This is a genomic window from Pedobacter sp. Bi27 (genome assembly GCF_918698255.1).
Lineage (GTDB): Bacteria > Bacteroidota > Bacteroidia > Sphingobacteriales > Sphingobacteriaceae > Pedobacter.
On sequence record NZ_CAKKMW010000009.1, the window covers coordinates 77553 to 96114 of the forward strand.

Consider the following 18562-nt stretch of genomic DNA (forward strand, 5'->3'; position numbering starts at 1 on the left):
TTTAATCCCAAACAATGAAAAAAATACAGTGTCTTTATTTAATAGCTTATTTTCTGTTTTTTTTAAGTTCCATTTCATCCGCACAGCAGAAATTCATACACCCTGGTATCCTCTTTTCAGGTTCAGATCTACAAAGGATATACCAAGCTGCTCAGGATAAAAGTTCGGTCGGTTATACATCGTTTGAGCTATTAAGGAATAATCCACTGGCCAGCTCAGACTATAAGATGAAAGGCCCGTTCAGGGTAATATCCAGAGATGGGGAGTTCGGGAATACCAAGAGCCTGATGGAAGCAGACTTCAGCTCGGCCTATCTTAACAGCCTGATGTGGATAGCTACGCGCGATCAAAAACATGCTGAAAAGGCCATTACAATATTGCTGAGTTATGCAGATTCCCTGCAGCGCATTCCAGCTACCAACGATGCGCCATTATTGGTCGGATTGGAGGGGACCAAGATTATCAATGCCCTTGAAATTCTGAAACATGATTTCAAAAGGGCTGATGCCAGAAAGCTTGAGCGGATAGCCCGCATGGTAACAGGGATTTTTTTGCCAGTCTGTGAGCAGTTTTATGCAAGTCCTGCTTATACAAATGGCAATTGGGGACCCATAGTGACAAAATTCTACCTCTCGGCCGCAATCTATCTTGATGATCAGAAAATGTATGATAAAGCTGTACGTTTTTATCTCCATGCTAACGATAACGGAACCATAGCCAACTATGTAGACGGGGAAACCGGACAGATCCAGGAAAGTGGTAGAGACCAGGGGCATTCCCAGTTAGGGATCGGGGCGATGGCCACTGTCTGCGAGATTGCATGGAAACAAGGCGATGACCTTTATGGTGCGCTTGATAACCGGCTGTTAAAAGGATTTGAATACACCGCCAGCTATAACCTCGGCAACCAGGTACCGTTTAAAAAATGGAAGGATATTACCGGAAAATATAGTGATTGGGAACAGATATCCGTTATGGGAAGGGGAAGATTTATTCCTATCTACCAAATGGTTTATAACCATTATGTGCGCAGAAAAGGGCTTTCAATGCCGTTTACCCAGCAGGTAATAGCAAAAATGGGAGCAGAAGGCTATGATCGGGACCAACCGGGTTTTGGGGGCTTACTTTACCTTGGTAGCAAATAGCTTCGCTACCAATCGTCTTTTTATCTGATTCTTTTTTCCGATTGCCAGGGGTAGTCAATGTCATTAAGTTAAGCACAGTTGACGTCAGTCTGTCCAAAGGACTCCTGTGGAGAGCGTAGTCGAAGACTTCTTGGCATTGATCAAACGCAAATAAATGCGCTTCAACTACGCTAAGATCGGCAGATTCCAATACAAGGATCGTCATTCCCGCTCAGGCGGGAATCGTAATGCAATGAGCTTAAGATTATTCATAAGTTTTCCTTTTTTCAGAGGTATTCATGAACACTCCGTGGTTCCCAATCAAGTTGGGAATGACGATTCCACGCAATATTATTTCTCTTAAATTCACCCGTCATTCGTATTGATTTTTATATAATAATGCTGTGCATCTGGGTTAGTTTGCGATAATAAACGTGAAAAAGACGTTCATTTTGCTAAACTGGTTTTGTTTAATTAAGTTTGGGTAGCCAGATATAAGCAATTCACATACCCAGGATATTCTCCGACAAACAATTTTTGGATATTTAGAGTATCCCAGCGGCAACCTGGTGTCATTATTTCATAAAATCCGGAACTTTTATCCTGTCGGATCTTTCATTAACATAAAAGAAACCCTATAACCATTGATGAATAAAATTATCATATTTCTGATTTTTCCCTTGCTGATGCAATTTGCGGGGAAAGCTTTTGAACATTTTCCTGCTCCAGTTCCTCCAAAAAGCATTTATGTTTCCGTATCTGGGAGCGATAGGGCTGAGGGCTCGGCAGCAAAACCTTTAAGAACGATCAGTTATGCTGTTTCCAAGGCAATGCCTGGAGATAGAATACTTGTTTCGGCAGGAGTTTACCGTGAATCGGTGGTGTTTGAACGTGGTGGAAGTTCGGATCGCAAAAGGATTACGTTGCAGGCCTTAAATCAGGCAAAAGTTACAATCAAAGGTTCTGAGCGGAAAACAGGTTGGGTAAAGGGCAAGAACAAACTCTGGAAATGTATGCTGGATTCTTCCCAAACCGGGATGATGCTCTTCTTTAATGATAAAAAAATGGTCAATGTATCTACCCTTCAGGAGTGCAGTAACGCGCTGCGGTGGACTAAAACCCTGGAGAATGGAAAAACGGTAATCTGGGCGAATTTCGGTACATCTGATCCCAATGCCGGGCTAACGGAAATTTCGGTCAGAAATGTCGGAATCAGTGCCAGGTCTGGTGTAGATTATCTTACCATTGAAGGGATTGCTGTCAGTCAGATTTCCAATGATTATGCTTCTATTTATGCAGAACAGCCCGGCGCAATAGCTACCAAAAATGGAAAGTACTGGAATATAATAGGCTGTTCAATCAGCGAATGCCACGCTGTAGGCATTTCGATAGGCATAACCGGGCATGTTTATACAGATGCTAATCCAGGAAGGCCAGAGTTTAACGATTATACAGATCTGGCTTCGGTTGGGCATCACAAGATCAAAGGAAACCATATTTTCAACTGTGGGCAGGCTGGTATTTTTGGGTTAATTGGTGGCACTTCAAGCACCATCGAAGATAACCTGATAGAGAACATTAACCAAGATGGCGGTTATACGGGCAATGAATCTGCAGGTATCCGGCTGGCCATGGCGGTTGATGCCACCATTACGCATAACCTGATCCGTAGGGTTTATGGGAAAAATGGCTATGGTATATTTTTAGGGCCAATTTTTCAGGGAGCCCGCTTGTCAAGAAATATTATTGCAGACAGTGGTGCTGGCCTGTTTTACCTGTTTAAAAACCATGGGCCTGTTTTATTTGACAACAATATACTTGCAATGGCAGATACTGCAGATAAAGACATGGCAGGCGTAAAAATGGAGGCATCAGAGGCAAATGTTTTTGTTCAGAACCTGTTCTATAACTGTAGCTTCTACAATGGTCGGCAACCCGGTAAATCGGTATCAACCTCAAATTTCTTGCCGCATAGCCTGGTGATCAAACAGACAATCCCCGCACTGGATATCGACCACCGTTGGTATGGTAATCTTTTTATAGGCAAAGGAGCAGGCATAGCAAAGCCAGCAGGAAGTGAGGCAGATTTTAACCTTTATGCAGATGGGGCTCTTCCGCTAAGCTGGGCCGATCTGAATAGCTCAAAAGCCAAAAATAGTTTTTCCTTTCGCCTGGAACATAGCCAGAAAGGGGTAGAATTATTTTGGAAAAACGAAGCCCTCAAGCCAATAAAAATCCCGACGCTAACCGCTGAATTTTTAGGTTTTTTTGCGCTGAGCAAGCAATACATAGAGTATCCCGATGGAAAAAAGATAACCATTGACAGGGATTTCCTCAATGCGGTGCGCGGGACTTTAGAAAGAACTCCCGGACCTTTTTATCAAGGGCAGGGCCTTAAACCAAGAATAAAATTATTTTAAAATATTAAGCATGCATAGTTTAAATGTTTATACCAGGTTAATCCGCTACAATAAATGGACGTTAACCTTAATCATATTCTTTTTCTATTTGGTAAATGCTTACGGGCAGGTGCTAAAACTGGAAAAGCCGGTCGCCTACCATCCCAAGCCTTTTACCCATCCCGGCCTGCTGCATTCGGGCACTGATCTCCAGCGGATGAAAGATATGGTTGCCTTGGGCAGAGAACCATGGATGAGTGCATTTGAGAAATTCAGATCGCACCCATGGTCAAGCGCTTCCTGGGAACCTCATGCCGTCCAGCATGTAGAGCGTAGCTTGCTAATTGGTGCCGGCAAAAATATCGGAAACCTGGAGAAAGATGTTTGTGCCGCTTATCAAAATGCAGTGATGTGGAGTATTACAGGCGATGAAGCCCATGCTAAAACTGCCATAAAAATTATCAATGCCTGGTCTGGAACCTTCAAGGTGTTTGATGGGACAGATGTGGAGTTAGGGGCTGGACTAAATGTTTTTAAGATGGCGAGTGCCGCAGAGATCATGCGCGCTACCTATCCAAAATGGAAACAGGAAGACATCGAAAAATGCAAAGTGATGTTCAGGGAAGTATTTTATCCTCCGATCCAATATTTTGCACTTTGGGCCCATGGTAACTGGGATCTTGCCTGCATGAAAGGTATGATGGCTATTGCCGTTTTTAATGATGATCATGAAATGTTCGATCGTGCAGTTGATTTTTACTATAAGGGTCCTGGAAACGGTAGCCTGCTGCATTATATCGTAAATGAAGAGGGCCAGGGCCAGGAGAGCGGACGAGATCAGCCACACAGTATGCTCGGGATCGGCCACCTGGCAGAAATGTGCGAAATCGGATGGAACCAGGGAATGGACATGTACAGTTTTTCGCAGAATAGGTTGCTCAAAGGCTTTGAGTATACGGCCCGTTATAATCTCGGAGAGGATGTACCTTTTCAGCCTTATACCGACATCAGTGGTAGATTTCCTGCCGATAAGGTATCAACCAGTGGAAGGGGTAACCTCCGTTCGATCTTTGAACAGGTATACAACCATTATGCCTTTCGTATAAAGGGTATACCGGCAGATCAGTACCGTTACACTAAACAGGCCGCAGATAAACTTAGACCAGAAGGTGCAGGATTTAATGCCGATAATGCAGGTTTCGGAACACTTTTCTTTTCCCTGCCACAGCCGTAATAATCTAAATTAATTTGTATGAACAGAATAATTTTTATCTGCTTTACTTTTTTATTGCTGTGCCAAAACATTTTTGCTGCCGAATGGCAATGGTCTGTTCCAGTAAAGAGCAGTATTTCTTCCGAGACAGGAGAACTGCCAACAGCATTTTTATGGATCCCGCCTGATTGTAAGCAGGTGAGGGGAGTAGTTATAGGGCAGCACAATATGCTCGAAGAAGGGATATTGGAACACAGTGCTTTTAGAAAAAACCTTTCTGCGCTCGGTCTTGCTGAAATCTGGATTACGCCTTCAGTGGATATGGTCTTTAATTTTAGCTCCTCGGCAGTTATTTTCGCAACAATGAAAAACCTGGCAGAAATATCGGGTTACAGTGAACTAGCATTTGCGCCTGTTATACCTATAGGACACTCTGCTGCAGCAAGCTATCCCTGGAATTTTGCAGCTTATAATCCCGATCGGACAATTGCCGTGTTATCCATACATGGAGATGCACCATTAACCAATATGACTGGTAGCGGTAAGCCCAATCCAGACTGGGAGGGAAGGAACCAAAACGGGATCCCCGGACTTTTGGTAATGGGTGAAGATGAATGGCTTGAGGGGCGGATTACCCCGGCTATGAAATATAGAAAAGATAATCCTGATGCTCCCATTGCGTTTCTATGTGATGCTGGTCATGGTCACTTTGACTATTCAGATGAACTGATAGCCTACCTTAATCTGTTTATCTCTAAAGCTGTAAAAAATCGGCTCCCCAAGAGCACACCTTTAAACACGTTCCCGATACTTTCTGCCATAGACCCCAAAAAAGGATGGCTGGTTGATAGATGGAGAAGGGATAGCTTGCCAAATGCCCTTTCTGCATCCTACAATGATTATATGGGAAACAAAGCGGAGGCCGGATGGGCATTTGATGGGCGGATGGCAAAGTTAACCGAGCATCAGTATAAAGCTGCGCGGGCTAAAATAAAACGGTCAATTGGATTCACCCAGCATGGCAAACTTTTGCCTCCCGCAGGCTTTGCTGGCTTCAGACCTGTTTTTGAACCCTTAGCGGATGGGATCACCTTTCATGTTTCAGCAATAAATACAGATACCACAACCCACGCAATTGATGTGCTTTACCGTCCTGAAGAGAAAATCGTGATCTCCAGGATCTGCGGCCCGGTCAGGAAAATCAATGACTCTACATTTCGGGTATCTTTTTACCGAATGGGATTTAATAATACCAAGCGGAGCAACGATATCTGGTTAATGGCCAGTCAGAAAGGAGATGCTAAATATCGCTCGTCGGTACAACAGGCAAATATGAAGATTCCCCTTTCTAATCTGAAAGGAACTCCACAGAAAATTATTTTTCCGGAAATCCGAGACCAGAAAAAATCTGTAAAATTCCTGAAACTCATTGGCCATTCTGATGCCGGACTACCCTTACAGTATTTCGTAAAGGAAGGGCCTGCAGAAATCGTAGATGGCAAACTTTATTTTACAACGATCCCACCCAAGAGCAGGTTGCCTATAAAGGTTACCCTGGTGGCATGGCAATATGGGTATAATACTCTGGCGCGCCAGATCCAATCGGCTGTTCCCATGCAAAGGACATTTTCGATAACCAACTGATCGGTCAATCAATCCAATTCCGGTAATGATAAAAAAGATCTCCATTGGCGATATAGCTACTGCCCTGAATATTTCAAAGTCAACGATTTCCTTCATTATCAATGGCAAAGCCAAAGAGAAACGCATAAGTTCGGCCTTAACCGAAAAAGTGCTGCAATATGTTGATGAAAACGGATATAAACCAAGCCGCCTGGCCCAGAGCCTGAGTACTGGTAAAACAATGATTATTGGCCTGATGGTAGAAAAGATCTCCGATTATTTTTTTGCCCAGATGGCCTATCATATTGAGGAAATTGCCTATCAAAACGGATATAAAATATTTTACTGTAGTACCGATAATGATCCGGATAAAACCAGGGAACTTATCCAGCTTTTCAGAGACCGCAATGTAGATGGTTACATCATAACTCCTCCGGCCGGGATGGAAAAAGAAATACAGTCCCTTATTGATGAGGGATCTCCGGTTGTATTGTTCGATAGGTATTATCCGGATATTGAATCAAGCTATGTGATTCTTGATAATTTCAAAGCCAGTTATAATGCTTCGAAATATCTGGCAGACAATGCTTTTGCCCATATTGCATTCATTACACTGGAGAGTGACCAGAGCCAGATGGAAGATAGGAAACAGGGTTACGCTAAAGCAATGGCTGAGCACGGGCTGGAAGTTATTATAGAAAAAATACCTTATGGAAATGATCCTGCCCAAACGGTTAAGCAACTTGTTCGGTTTCTCAGGCAGAACAAAAGAGTCGACGCTGTTTATTTCGCTACCAATTACCTGGCTTTTAGTGGTGTGAAGGCGATTAACCAGCTTGGATATAAGATCCCAGGTACAATGGCTATTATCGCATTTGATGACCATCAGGTTTTTGATTTTTATGAACCTACCATAACTGCAGTTGCTCAGCCTATATCTGAACTCGCACGGCAGTCGATCAGGGTGCTGCTCAGCATGCTCAACAAACCATTGGAAGAGAGGGCCGTCCAAAAAGTGATCGTTCCGGCACATTTCATTGTCAGGAATTCAACTGTTAGACTGTTATAAAATGTGATGAAAATCATCTGGCAAATAATGAGTATGGAAGGCTGAGTGGAGTGTCTTATGATGGAAAAGGGCAGAGTTTTGCGGTCTGGTCCATCAAGGCCTGAAACACGTTTTGCCATCATCAAGACCAGTAATATCTGGCCTAATTACATCGTACAGCCAATTTATGAAGAATTTATTTCGCATCACAGGATGTTTTATTGCCATAGGTTTAATCCTATCGGGTACACAATCTTTAACTGCACAGACCAAGCCGATTTTAAAAGCATATCCTGCACCACCATCGGTTCAGCAGAATACCGATTTTACGGTTAAGGTACGCCAGCCCGGTCAGTCCTGGCAGGATCTCCCTGAATATGCCGTTATGGTAGACCGCGTAAAGGGATTGGACCATTCAGTAGAAAAAGCGTCTATGGCCTATTTTGACTTTTCAGGAGAAGTAGAGGTTTCTGTAAGATTCAATAAGGGAACAATCAGCACCTCGCGGATACGTCCGCTTTCCTATAATATTCCGCATACAGTATCGGGGAGCACAATAACCTTTAAACTGGCAAAGCCTGCTAATCTTTCTGTTGAGGTGAACGGTGATCTCTTTCATAACCTTCACCTCTTTGCAAATCCGGTAGAGGCTTTCATTCCAGACAGTACCGATAAAAATGTTGTTTTTTTTGGGCCGGGCTTACATGAGATCCCCGGAGGAAAATTAAACGTGCAATCAGGAAAAACGGTATATGTTGCAGGTGGCGCTGTACTTAAAGGCCAGATCCTGATCGATAAAGTCGAAAATGTTAAGGTTCTCGGGAGGGGAATGATCGATCACTCCATTAAAGGCGCTGTAAGGATTGCGAATTCCAAAAATGTCGAAATAGAGGGACTGTTCGGTACACAGTGTTTTACAGGAGGGTCGGACAATGTGACCATACGCAACTTTAAGTGCATGAGTTACTACAAATGGGGCGACGGCATGAATGTTATTTCAAGCAACAACGTGCTCATTGATGGCGTTTTCAACCGTAATTCTGACGATTGCACCACTGTATACGGTACCCGTTTGGGATTTACCGGAGGCTGTAAAAATGTTACCATGCGTAATTCTACCCTTTGGGCCGATGTTGCCCATCCCATTCTGGTTGGAACCCATGGAAATACACCCAAGCCTGAAGTGCTGGAAGACCTGAGCTATATCAATATCGACATCCTTGACCATAAGGAGCAACAGGTCGATTATCAGGGCTGTCTGAGCCTCAACGCCGGTGACAGTAATCTTATTCGCAATGTCCGTTTCGAGAATATCAGGGTTGAGGATTTTAGGGAAGGCCAGTTGGTGAATATCAGAGTGTTTTTTAATGCCAAATATTGCACTTCTCCTGGCCGCGGTATTGAGCATGTTTTATTTAAAAATGTAAGCTACGATGGTACAAAGGCAAAACCGTCAATCATTTTAGGTTATGACGAACAGAGAAAGGTTAGCAACATTGTATTTGAAGACCTGAGAATAAACGGGATATTATTTTCTGACAATATGCCAAGTAAGCCGGCCTGGTTTAAGACCTCAGATATGGCTAATATGTTTGTAGGCGACCATGTCGATGGTGTGGTTTTCCGCAGGACAGGAAAGTAGCTGATACGCTCCTTATCGTTTGGCAATATCCTTGAAAACATGCATTTACATGAACATTTATAATGTATATCTTTCAGTAAACTAATGAACCTGATCCGTCGTCCTGAATTTACCCGTTGTTTTTAGTAAAAAACGGCTCTGGACAAAATCAGCTGATTTCCTAAATCGATTTAAGTGTGATCCTAAGTAAGGAGAGCATGTTTTTTCTTTAGAACGGATTTAGTTTTCAGCTTGTATTTTGTCGGTTTTGTACAAAATATAGTCTATTTAGTATAACGCTTAGAAAGCGGCTTTATATAACTTTGTTATAATACCGACAGGTGACCTCGAGATTGGAAAATAGCATCTTCCTTGATTCAGTAATATGGTAACGGTATAAAATATAACCAGTATAAACCAGACATAAAAGAGCAGCATGTTATAGAATGCTGAATTTTTTGTCATAGATAAGCTAATGAACTTTCATTTAGTTTAACCTAAATTATGAGGCAATACCAAATCAGGAATGGAAAAAATCAATACGGAATTTCGGGAATCTCTTTTCTTGACAATGGAAGAGCGAAATAGCGTTAACAGATAAATATTTCAACTTTAGCAACACTTTTATAAAAATAAAAAACAAATGAAAAGTCTTTTTTTAGCACTGAGCCTTATTTTCAGTTCAGTTGGGTATGCCCAGCAAATTCTATCGCCCAATAAAAAAATTAAAGTAGTTGTAGAAATGCAGCAAGCTGGTCAGGGAGGTTCAGGTCAGGTACATTTTAAAGTGCTTTATAAAAAAGGAAGTGCTTATATTGAAGTGCTGCCCAGCTCACCGCTAGGTATTTCAAGGGAAGATCAGCAGTTCGCATCAAATCTCAGGCTTATTGGAGAAGGTAAGGCCGTTGCTGTTCATGACAAATATGAAATGCTGACTGGAAAGCGAAAATTCTGCGAGAATTTTGGTACTGAAAAAACATTCAGTTATAAGAATCCATCCGATCAACCCCTGGATATCACTTTTAAAGTTTATAACGACGGGGTTGCATTCAGGTATAGCTTTCCCAATAGCAAGGACTCTAGTTTCTCTATTATAGATGAAACTACGGCCTATGTAGTTCCTACGGGCAGCGAAAGATGGATACAACCTTATAACCAGGCTTATGAGGGTTTTTTTCCTTATTCTACCACAGGAACTAACGAAAAAAACAATAGCGATTGGGGCTATCCTGCATTATATAAAGTTAATAGTCAGCCATTGTGGGTGTTAATTTCTGAAGCAGGCATCAGCAAAGAAAATTGCGCAGCCCGGCTTAACAATAAAGAAAACAAAAACGTATACAAGGTAACCTATCCTTCGGCCAAAAAGAAGCTGCTGGGCGGAGCTGTTTCCAGTCTTCCCTGGAAATCGCAGTGGCATGTGATGATCATTGGGGAGTTGGCCGATCTGGTAGAGAGTACATTGATTACCGATGTGAGTGAGGCTACTGCCTTTAAAGACACCAAATGGATTGAACCAGGAAGTGCAGCCTGGGTATATTGGGCATATAATCACGGATCAAAGGACTATAAGAAAGTGATTGAATACATAGACCTTGCCGTAAAAATGCACTGGCCATATGTACTGATCGACTGGGAATGGGACATGATGTCAAATGGAGGAAAGGTGGAAGATGCCTTGGGCTATGCAAAGCGCAAAGGCATCAAGACGCTTTTATGGTACAATTCCGGTACAGATTGGCTTGGTGCGACTCCGGTAGACAGGCTGTTGACAAAAGAGAAAAGAGATAAAGAATTTTCGTGGCTGAGAAGTATTGGGGTTTCAGGCATCAAGGTCGATTTTTTTGCGGGAGACCAGCAGGATATGATGAAATATTACATAGATATTCTGGAAGATGCTGCAAAATACCATTTACTGGTTAACTTTCACGGCGCTACCGTACCACGCGGCTGGGCCCGTACTTACCCTAACTTAATGACTACCGAAGCAGTTTACGGGGCAGAATGGTATAACAATAACTCAATTTTAACGGACAAAGCTGCTGCACATAATACCACGCTTCCATTTACCCGTAATATAATCGGTTCTATGGATTACACGCCGGTAACGTTTTCAGATTCGCAGCATGAGCACAAAACATCCTTTGCACACGAACTGGCATTGGCAGTGGTATTTGAGTCTGGTTTACAACATTTTGCAGACAGGCCATCTGCCTATTATAATTTATCAGCTGGACCACAGAATTTTCTAAAAGATTTTCCCACAACCTGGGATGAAACCAAACTAATCGAGGGCTATCCCGGTGAAATGATCGTTATTGCACGAAGAAAAGGAAAGCTCTGGTATGTAGCCGGACTTAATGGAAAAGACACACCACAAACACTCGATCTAAATTTGAAATTTTTGGGCAATTCAGATTATTCTCTCCAGTTATTTAAAGATGGAGCAGATACGAAATCGATTACCAGCGAAACCAAAAGCATCAAAAAATCGGGTATATTGCAAATTCAATGCTTGCCCAGAGGCGGCTTTGCAGGAGTAGTCAGCAGCTTGTAAGGTCCAAACCTGGATACTTGATAGGAATTGAAAAGTTAAGGTATTGAGTTTATCTGGCAAGTAAATTATATTTGACGGTTTTCTGTTTGTTGCTTGATGAGTTCAACTGTTGGCCCCCAATATAGCTCCAAGTGCTTACGGATCACTTCGTCAGGGAAATTGCGAATGGTAAGCTCAAGCTTGGTCTGTTTATCTTTAAATGTCAAATTAAATTCCAATATACAATAGCTTTCTTCGGTATCAGGTAAATTAGAGAGCGAACTTAAAAAACTATAACAGAGTTTGCTGCAAGGATCCAGTTCGAGGATTGTTCCTGAATTGATGAACTGGATCCCATGCAGATTCCCGCTTGTGATTATTGCGCTACCGACTTTCCAATCCGTCTGTATTTCAATAGGGCTATCATATGTCCATTCCTGAATAAACTCAGGGATAGTAAGGCTATCCCATACCGCATGTATTGGAGCAGTGATAAACACGGTTTTTTGTAGTATATCCATCGTCACAAAAGTACAATATTTTCAGGCTGATGACACGGGGTTCTTACCCTGCAGGAACCTGCAAGTGCCCTATTAATGATAGCCTAGTGATACTGATGCGCTTTCTCAATTATGCTTCTGTATTTTTTATGCATCTCAATGGCTATACTTACTGAACTGCCAACCGTTTTTAGGGGATAATCTTTCCTTTGGTTTACCCAGCCCCATTCCCAGGCACTTACCTCTCTGTTAAACTGTTTGATATCGATTTCTTTTTGATTGTCGATGGCCTTTGATGCATATCTGAAAAAAAGCGCCCATCTCGGTTTGTAAAAATCACTGAACAATCCACTCCATTGTCTGCAGGCATATTCGTTTAACGGACTTTTTTCATCACCCCATAGGGTAATTAAATCTTTCGCGTTCATTTCGTAAAGTGCTTTTTCAGCTGGATTGTTTCCCCATGTTCTTGCCTGCTCAACCCACGGACCAAGCATAAAATCTTTTCGGGTAGCTAATAGTTTGTCCATATCGTCAATAAGCTGAAGAAATTTTTGGCTTTCTGCTTTAAAGGTAACCATATCCTTTTTTTTGTAGGCGGTTACAAAATTTCGCTGTAAGGGCAGGGCATAATTTGCCATGGCCTGTCGGGTTACGTCCACTATGTCGTATTGAAAACCATCACTACTACCGCAGGTAGGCGCTGCCTTTATGAGCTCATCCCAGGCTGGTAATAGGTCCCGCTCATAGTAATTTAAGGTCGTTTTGGCCCAGCGGGTCAGTGAATCAAGTGTGGGACGTGCCTGAATAATGGATTCTGCACCATCTCTGATGTATTTATCCTGGGGTACATTATAAACTGTTTTTCTTAAAATTTCCCATGCCTTTTGGGCATTGGGATTGTTTTTTCCGTATCTGTTAAAAACAAAATTAGGCAGCCATGTTTTTAGGTCTATCGGTTTCGATTGCCAAACATTGGCCATCATCAACTCGTATAATACCGGGTTTTGTTCAATGCCTTCCATTGTAAGGCCAATACCTTTCATCTTGCCACTTTGCGGATCGTTCAAGGCTTTTGCAGGTGCGGTGGCAATTACGTCCATCCGTCCAAAAAGATTGGTATTTCCGCCAAAATTGTGCAGCATATTCCAGATCCAGGGTTTTCCATAAAAACCCGAAGTGCGTTTCCATACCGGTTCTATTTCTGTGGCCAGGTCTAACAATATCATCTTGTCGTTGGGTACGGCTTTTAAAAGGGCTTCTGTTTGGGGCTCTTTCCAAAATTTTCTATCACTATAAAATAGCCAGCCCTGCATCACCCAAATAGCCTTGGGGTCTGCCTGCGACATCCCGTCATAAATTCTTGCGCTCAGTTTACCTAAAAAATCAGGTGCTGATGATGGTGGTTCATTTTCGTTAAAGGTATCGGCAGAGTAGAGGTGATCGGTACCCAGCAACGCGGTCTGTTTCTGTAAAAACTTTTTTCCGATAGCGGCGAACATAGGATCTTCAGAATCGAGGATATAAGTGTCTGCGAAACCATTGGTCCAGTTGGTAGCCTTCAGTTTCGCATTTGGAAATTTCTTTTTAAACGCTGCTGGTACATGCCCTGTAAATGCAGGTAGAACCGGTTTCATGCCAAGAGAACGCTGCCTGGCCAAGATTTTCTTTTGCAGTTCGAAGTGGCTTTTCATCCAGTCCAATGGCAGGGGACCACCCCAACCATCTATATTTCCCATCCAGAACCACGAAAAATAGGCTGGTCCGGTAAAGAAATCCTTCAGATCGTTATCACTAAAACCCATTTCTTTATACAAAAGATACCAGGTATATTCTTCTCCGGTAATAGCCAAGGGCATATTAATGCCATGGAGTGCCATCCAGTCTATTTCTTTTTCCCACCTGGCCCAATCCCACCAGCTCATGCTGTAATTAAAAGTGCAGTAGTTAAGGTAATAGCGGTACTCGTAAGGTGTAGATTTCCTTACTTTATTTTTAACCACCGGTAGGTTTTGTGGCAATTTAAGGTTAACGCCGTTCCAGGTTATCTGGCAATGGACGTATTCCGTTAAATAATAATAAAAAGCCGAAGCAATAGCTACGCCGCTGCTACCTCTTAAAATGATGGTGTTTTTTTTGCTTTCAATTTCAAAGACATCCATGCCGTTTTCAGAAACGATGCTTTGGATTAAAAAAAGCTGATGCTGTTTGGGCAGAACCCTTTTGATCAGTTCAGCTGATGAAGAAAGATAAGCTTGCGCCCTTGTTTTAGCAGATGCCATTATCAAAAATGCAGCAAGAAAGTATATTTTATATTTCATCTGTTTGTTTTATTTTGAAGGATAATCGCGGCTTTTGATATCCTGATATACAATAAAATTATTAGCAGTTCAATATACAGATAATAAATAATGGGGCAGGTATAGCTGGCTCCATAATATATATTTAGCCATTATCTGCTTTAGTTATTGTGGTGCCATTTTTTGTTTACAGGAATCTGAGCAATCGTTATAAAGATAAGCCTATAGTTTTTTTCTCTTGTGATGATTTATTTAAGCTTATTTCTGTATATATATCTACAAAAACTTTGGGCAAGGGTTAAACGACATTTTTGTCTGCTACATATGTAAATATAGGTTCGCTAAATGGAAAACAGCGTGACGCATAATAGCTAAAAGACGATACACATTGGATTTATGCCCTACCCATATGCTAATATAGATAAGACAATTGTGTTTAAAATAAAATGGATGTTATCACTTTAATGCCTTTTTTGATGCATACAGGCACTTTCTACACCACTTAAACAAACTGGGTATAAATTTAAACAATTGTGCTATCCTTAAAATTATAGTTGTCTTAGCTTCGAATACTCAATACAGGTAAACCAATACCTTTCCGTTCGAACATGATGCTGATGTAAGTACAAACTAATACTTACACGACTAGTGCTTAACGCTGATCTTAAATCTCAGTGTGATGCCAAAGGCAGATTGTTCAATGATCAGGAAAGCTAAATTGGTTTTTACAGTAAGGGGCTAACCAAATAAATATGAACCAAACTGAACAAACGCTCATGAAAGCACCTGGTTAAATCCAAATCGATCTCACACCGATACAGATTGAATCCGTTCAATAGTATCGAATATTAATCCTAACCAAAATAAACCAAATTTTATGACTAAAAACTACTACTACTTCAAAGAGGGGTTACTCCGCTCTACGCGAACTAAAACAATTGAAAAATCTGTTTTGGTGATCCTAACTAACTAGGACTGGCATACAATTATCCAAATCTATTTCTCTTTAAATGATTTTAAATAATGGAAAAAATAACCAATATGGGTAATGATGCGCGCTCCAGATATAGGGGAGCAAAGCAGTTATTACTCGTGATGTATTTAACACTGATTATCTCTGCACTGTTGATTGATACAGCTGCCGCACAACAACGGCGAAAAATAACCGGGACGGTAGTTGATGAACAAAAGCAGCTATTAATAGGAGTTACTATTACTGTAAAAGGTACTAATTCTAAAGTGCAAACTGGCACAAATGGAGAATTTGCTATAGAGGTGCCTGCTGATCGGCAGACGCTTACCGTTGCATATATAGGAATGAAAACTCAGGATGTGAGTATTGCCGGCAAAAATACGGTAAACATAACCATGAAATCCAACGCTGATCAATTGGGCGATGTAGTGATTGTAGGGTACGGCGTTCAAAAGAAACAGAGTGTTGTTGGTGCAATTACACAAACCACAAGTGAAGTACTGGAACGAACAGGTGGTGTATCTAGTTTAGGTGCAGCATTAACTGGAAATTTGCCTGGGGTAATTACTACCGCCAGCACTGGAATGCCAGGGGATGAAGATCCTCAGATTCTTATTCGGGGCCGAAGTACCTGGAACAATGCCAGTCCGCTTATTTTAGTAGATGGCGTTGAACGATCGATAAATAACATCGATATCAGCTCTGTAGCCTCAGTATCTGTACTTAAAGATGCTTCAGCCACTGCGGTATTTGGGGTAAAAGGAGCAAACGGCGTAATCTTGATTACCACCAAAAGGGGGCGAGAAGGGAAGGCAGAAATCAGAGCAGCTGCTAATACAGTTGTTAAATCTGCATCTAAATTGCCAGGTAAGCTCGACTCGTATGATATGTTCCAAGTGCGTAACCGAACAATCGAATACGAATTAGCACTCGCTCCGGGCGCCTGGAGTTCATATCTTCCCGAAGCTGTGATGCAAAAATACCGCTCACCTGCCAATCTCGAAGAAGCTGAACGTTATCCAAACGTAGACTGGGTAAATACCTTGTTTAGAGACAATGCAATGTCTTACAACGCGAATCTTAATGTAAGCGGTGGAACATCGTTTGTGAAGTATTTTTCTTCTGTTGATTACCTTGATGAAGGAGATTTATTCAGAAGGTTTGGTAACGATCGTGGTTATAGCGGTGGCTACAGTTTCAAAAGATTGAACGTAAGAAGCAACCTTGATTTTCAATTAACACCATCAACGGTATTCAGAACAAATATCTCTGGTTCAAGAGGTACATCAGAGCGCCCATGGATTGATGTTAACCCTTACAACACCTGGACAGCTGCTTATTCTGCAGCACCAAATCTCTATCTCCCAGTTTATTCGGATGGCACATGGGGATATTACAAACCCAATGAGCAACAAAGTTTAAACTCTGTTAGGATTTTGTCTACCAGTGGCCTTCAAACGACCACAACTTCCCGCATCACCACAGATTTTACCTTAGATCAAAGCCTAAATTCTCTTGTTAAAGGATTGAGTTTAAAAGGAACACTTTCCATCGATAATACATTTATCGAAGCTGGTCGTGGAATTGATGACCGGAATAATGGAACATTAAGTAAATACATCGACCCTGAAACAGGAGTAGTAAGTTATTCACAAACCAAAGATGCGGCAACAGAGCTTGAATGGAGGGAAAGTGTAAGATGGGCAAGCCGGGCAGGCGACGTTAGCGATGGCGCAACCTACCGCAGAATGTTTTCTCAGATGCAGATCAATTATGCCCGAACCATTGCTCAAAATCATAATTTAACAGCTATGGGGCTTTGGAGCAGAGATAATACCGCTACGGGAAGTATTATCCCTTCTTACCGTGAAGACTGGGTTTTCCGTACCACGTACAATTATGCAGGTAAGTATAGTGTAGAATATAATGGAGCTTATAATGGTTCTGAGCGATTTGCGCCTGCCTATCGGTTTGATTTCTTTTCTTCTGGAGGACTTGGATGGATGATCTCTGAAGAAAAATTCATGAAACCGATCAAATTCATCAATTCATTGAAATTACGTGGATCGTATGGTGAAATTGGTGACGATGGTGGTTCTCCTAGGTTTGCCTTCTTGACGAACTGGGCATTTGGAGGCACTACGCCACTGGGTACTACTGGTGAAGCTGCAGAAAATAGCCCTTACAACTGGTATAGGGAAACTTCGGTAGGTAATCCAAACGTACGTTGGGAAAAGGTTGTAAAGAAGAACATTGCGCTTGATTTTGGGTTTTTTGGAAACATGATCTCTGGAAGTGTAGATTTCTTCCAGGACGACAGGAGTGATATCCTTACCAACACTCGTGCTGTTCCAAGTTACTATGGTGCCACACCACCTACATTTAACGTTGGGAAAGTGAAATCAAGAGGATTTGAAATAGATCTTCGTTTTACTAAGAAAATCAACAATAACCTTACCTTATGGAGCAACATTAATTATACTCATGCTAAGAACAAAGTTGTTTATGCTGATGTTGCCGGATTGTTGCCGTTATATGCCAAGCCTCTTGATAAACAGATTGGACAGGCTTATTCTTATGTGAGCGCTGGTTATTACAATACTTGGGATCAGCTTTATGGAAGTACCATGCACAATGCCAATGACCAATTGAAAATCCCAGGAAACTATCATCTGGTAGATTACAATGCTGATGGGATAATTGATGCGAATGATAACATTCCTTATGGTTATTCTGGTGCTCCTGAAAACACCTACAATGCCACTATAGGTTTTGAATGGAAAGGATTTAGCGCATTTGCTCAGTTTTACGGTGTGAACAATGTTACCCGCCAGGTAGTGCTTGGATCTTTTTCAGGAAAGAATACAGTTGCCTATGATGAAGGAAGTTATTGGTCAAAAGACAATACAAACCCTGATGGCCCGATGCCGCGTTGGGAAACAACGCCAGCGGGTTTTTACACAGGAGACAGGTACTTTTATGATGCTTCTTACCTGCGTTTAAAAAATGCTGAGGTTGCTTACACTTTTAGGCAAGATTGGGTTAAAAAAGCAGGAATCTCAAGTATACGTATATTCCTAAATGGAAACAATTTACACGTATGGACTAAGATGCCGGATGACCGTGAAGCAAATTATCAAAGCGCTGGTGGACAGGGATGGGCCTCACAGGGTGCTTATCCTACTGTAAAGCGGTATAATCTAGGCGCTAATTTCATCTTCTAAA

General features: G+C 41.8%; 10 protein-coding genes. 8 read left to right on the forward strand and 2 right to left on the reverse strand.

Annotated features, from left to right (window positions below):
• Window positions 1-14: 14 nt before the first annotated feature.
• The 7 genes from LQ227_RS23225 to LQ227_RS23255 all read left to right on the forward strand — a co-directional run bounded on the left by LQ227_RS23225 (window position 15) and on the right by LQ227_RS23255 (window position 11585).
• A complete protein-coding gene (locus LQ227_RS23225) occupies window positions 15-1145 on the forward strand; it encodes an alginate lyase family protein (protein ID WP_230145271.1) in 1131 nt (376 codons plus the stop codon).
• A gap of 626 nt (window positions 1146-1771) precedes the next feature.
• Window positions 1772-3544 (forward strand): right-handed parallel beta-helix repeat-containing protein, encoded by a 1773-nt coding sequence (locus LQ227_RS23230; protein WP_230145272.1) that lies wholly within the window; start codon window positions 1772-1774, stop codon window positions 3542-3544.
• Between the two features lie 10 nt (window positions 3545-3554).
• Window positions 3555-4757 (forward strand): alginate lyase family protein, encoded by a 1203-nt coding sequence (locus LQ227_RS23235; RefSeq protein ID WP_230145273.1) that lies wholly within the window; start codon window positions 3555-3557, stop codon window positions 4755-4757.
• Window positions 4758-4775: 18 nt separating this feature from the next.
• On the forward strand, window positions 4776-6380 hold the full coding sequence (locus LQ227_RS23240) for a hypothetical protein (RefSeq protein ID WP_230145274.1): 1605 nt from the start codon (window positions 4776-4778) through the stop codon (window positions 6378-6380).
• 25 nt (window positions 6381-6405) lie between these two features.
• Window positions 6406-7428, forward strand: coding sequence for a LacI family DNA-binding transcriptional regulator (locus LQ227_RS23245; RefSeq protein WP_230151328.1), 1023 nt, complete (start codon window positions 6406-6408; stop codon window positions 7426-7428).
• A 166-nt stretch (window positions 7429-7594) separates the two neighbouring features.
• A complete protein-coding gene (locus LQ227_RS23250; protein ID WP_230145276.1) occupies window positions 7595-9049 on the forward strand; it encodes a glycosyl hydrolase family 28 protein in 1455 nt (484 codons plus the stop codon).
• 622 nt (window positions 9050-9671) lie between these two features.
• On the forward strand, window positions 9672-11585 hold the full coding sequence (locus LQ227_RS23255; protein ID WP_230151330.1) for a glycoside hydrolase family 97 protein: 1914 nt from the start codon (window positions 9672-9674) through the stop codon (window positions 11583-11585).
• A 65-nt stretch (window positions 11586-11650) separates the two neighbouring features.
• On the opposite strand, the gene LQ227_RS23260 is transcribed toward LQ227_RS23255, so the two are convergent.
• Together LQ227_RS23260 and LQ227_RS23265 are read right to left on the reverse strand one after the other, a co-directional pair.
• Window positions 11651-12085 carry an SRPBCC domain-containing protein gene (locus tag LQ227_RS23260; RefSeq protein WP_230145278.1) on the reverse strand — a complete coding sequence of 145 codons (435 nt, stop codon included), beginning with the start codon at window positions 12083-12085 and terminating at the stop codon, window positions 11651-11653.
• Between the two features lie 83 nt (window positions 12086-12168).
• Window positions 12169-14385: an alpha-N-acetylglucosaminidase gene (locus LQ227_RS23265; RefSeq protein WP_230151332.1), complete on the reverse strand. Its 2217-nt coding sequence runs from the start codon at window positions 14383-14385 to the stop codon at window positions 12169-12171.
• A gap of 1002 nt (window positions 14386-15387) precedes the next feature.
• On the opposite strand from LQ227_RS23265, the gene LQ227_RS23270 reads away from it, so the two are divergent.
• Window positions 15388-18561: a SusC/RagA family TonB-linked outer membrane protein gene (locus LQ227_RS23270; RefSeq protein ID WP_230145280.1), complete on the forward strand. Its 3174-nt coding sequence runs from the start codon at window positions 15388-15390 to the stop codon at window positions 18559-18561.
• Window position 18562: the final 1 nt, after the last annotated feature.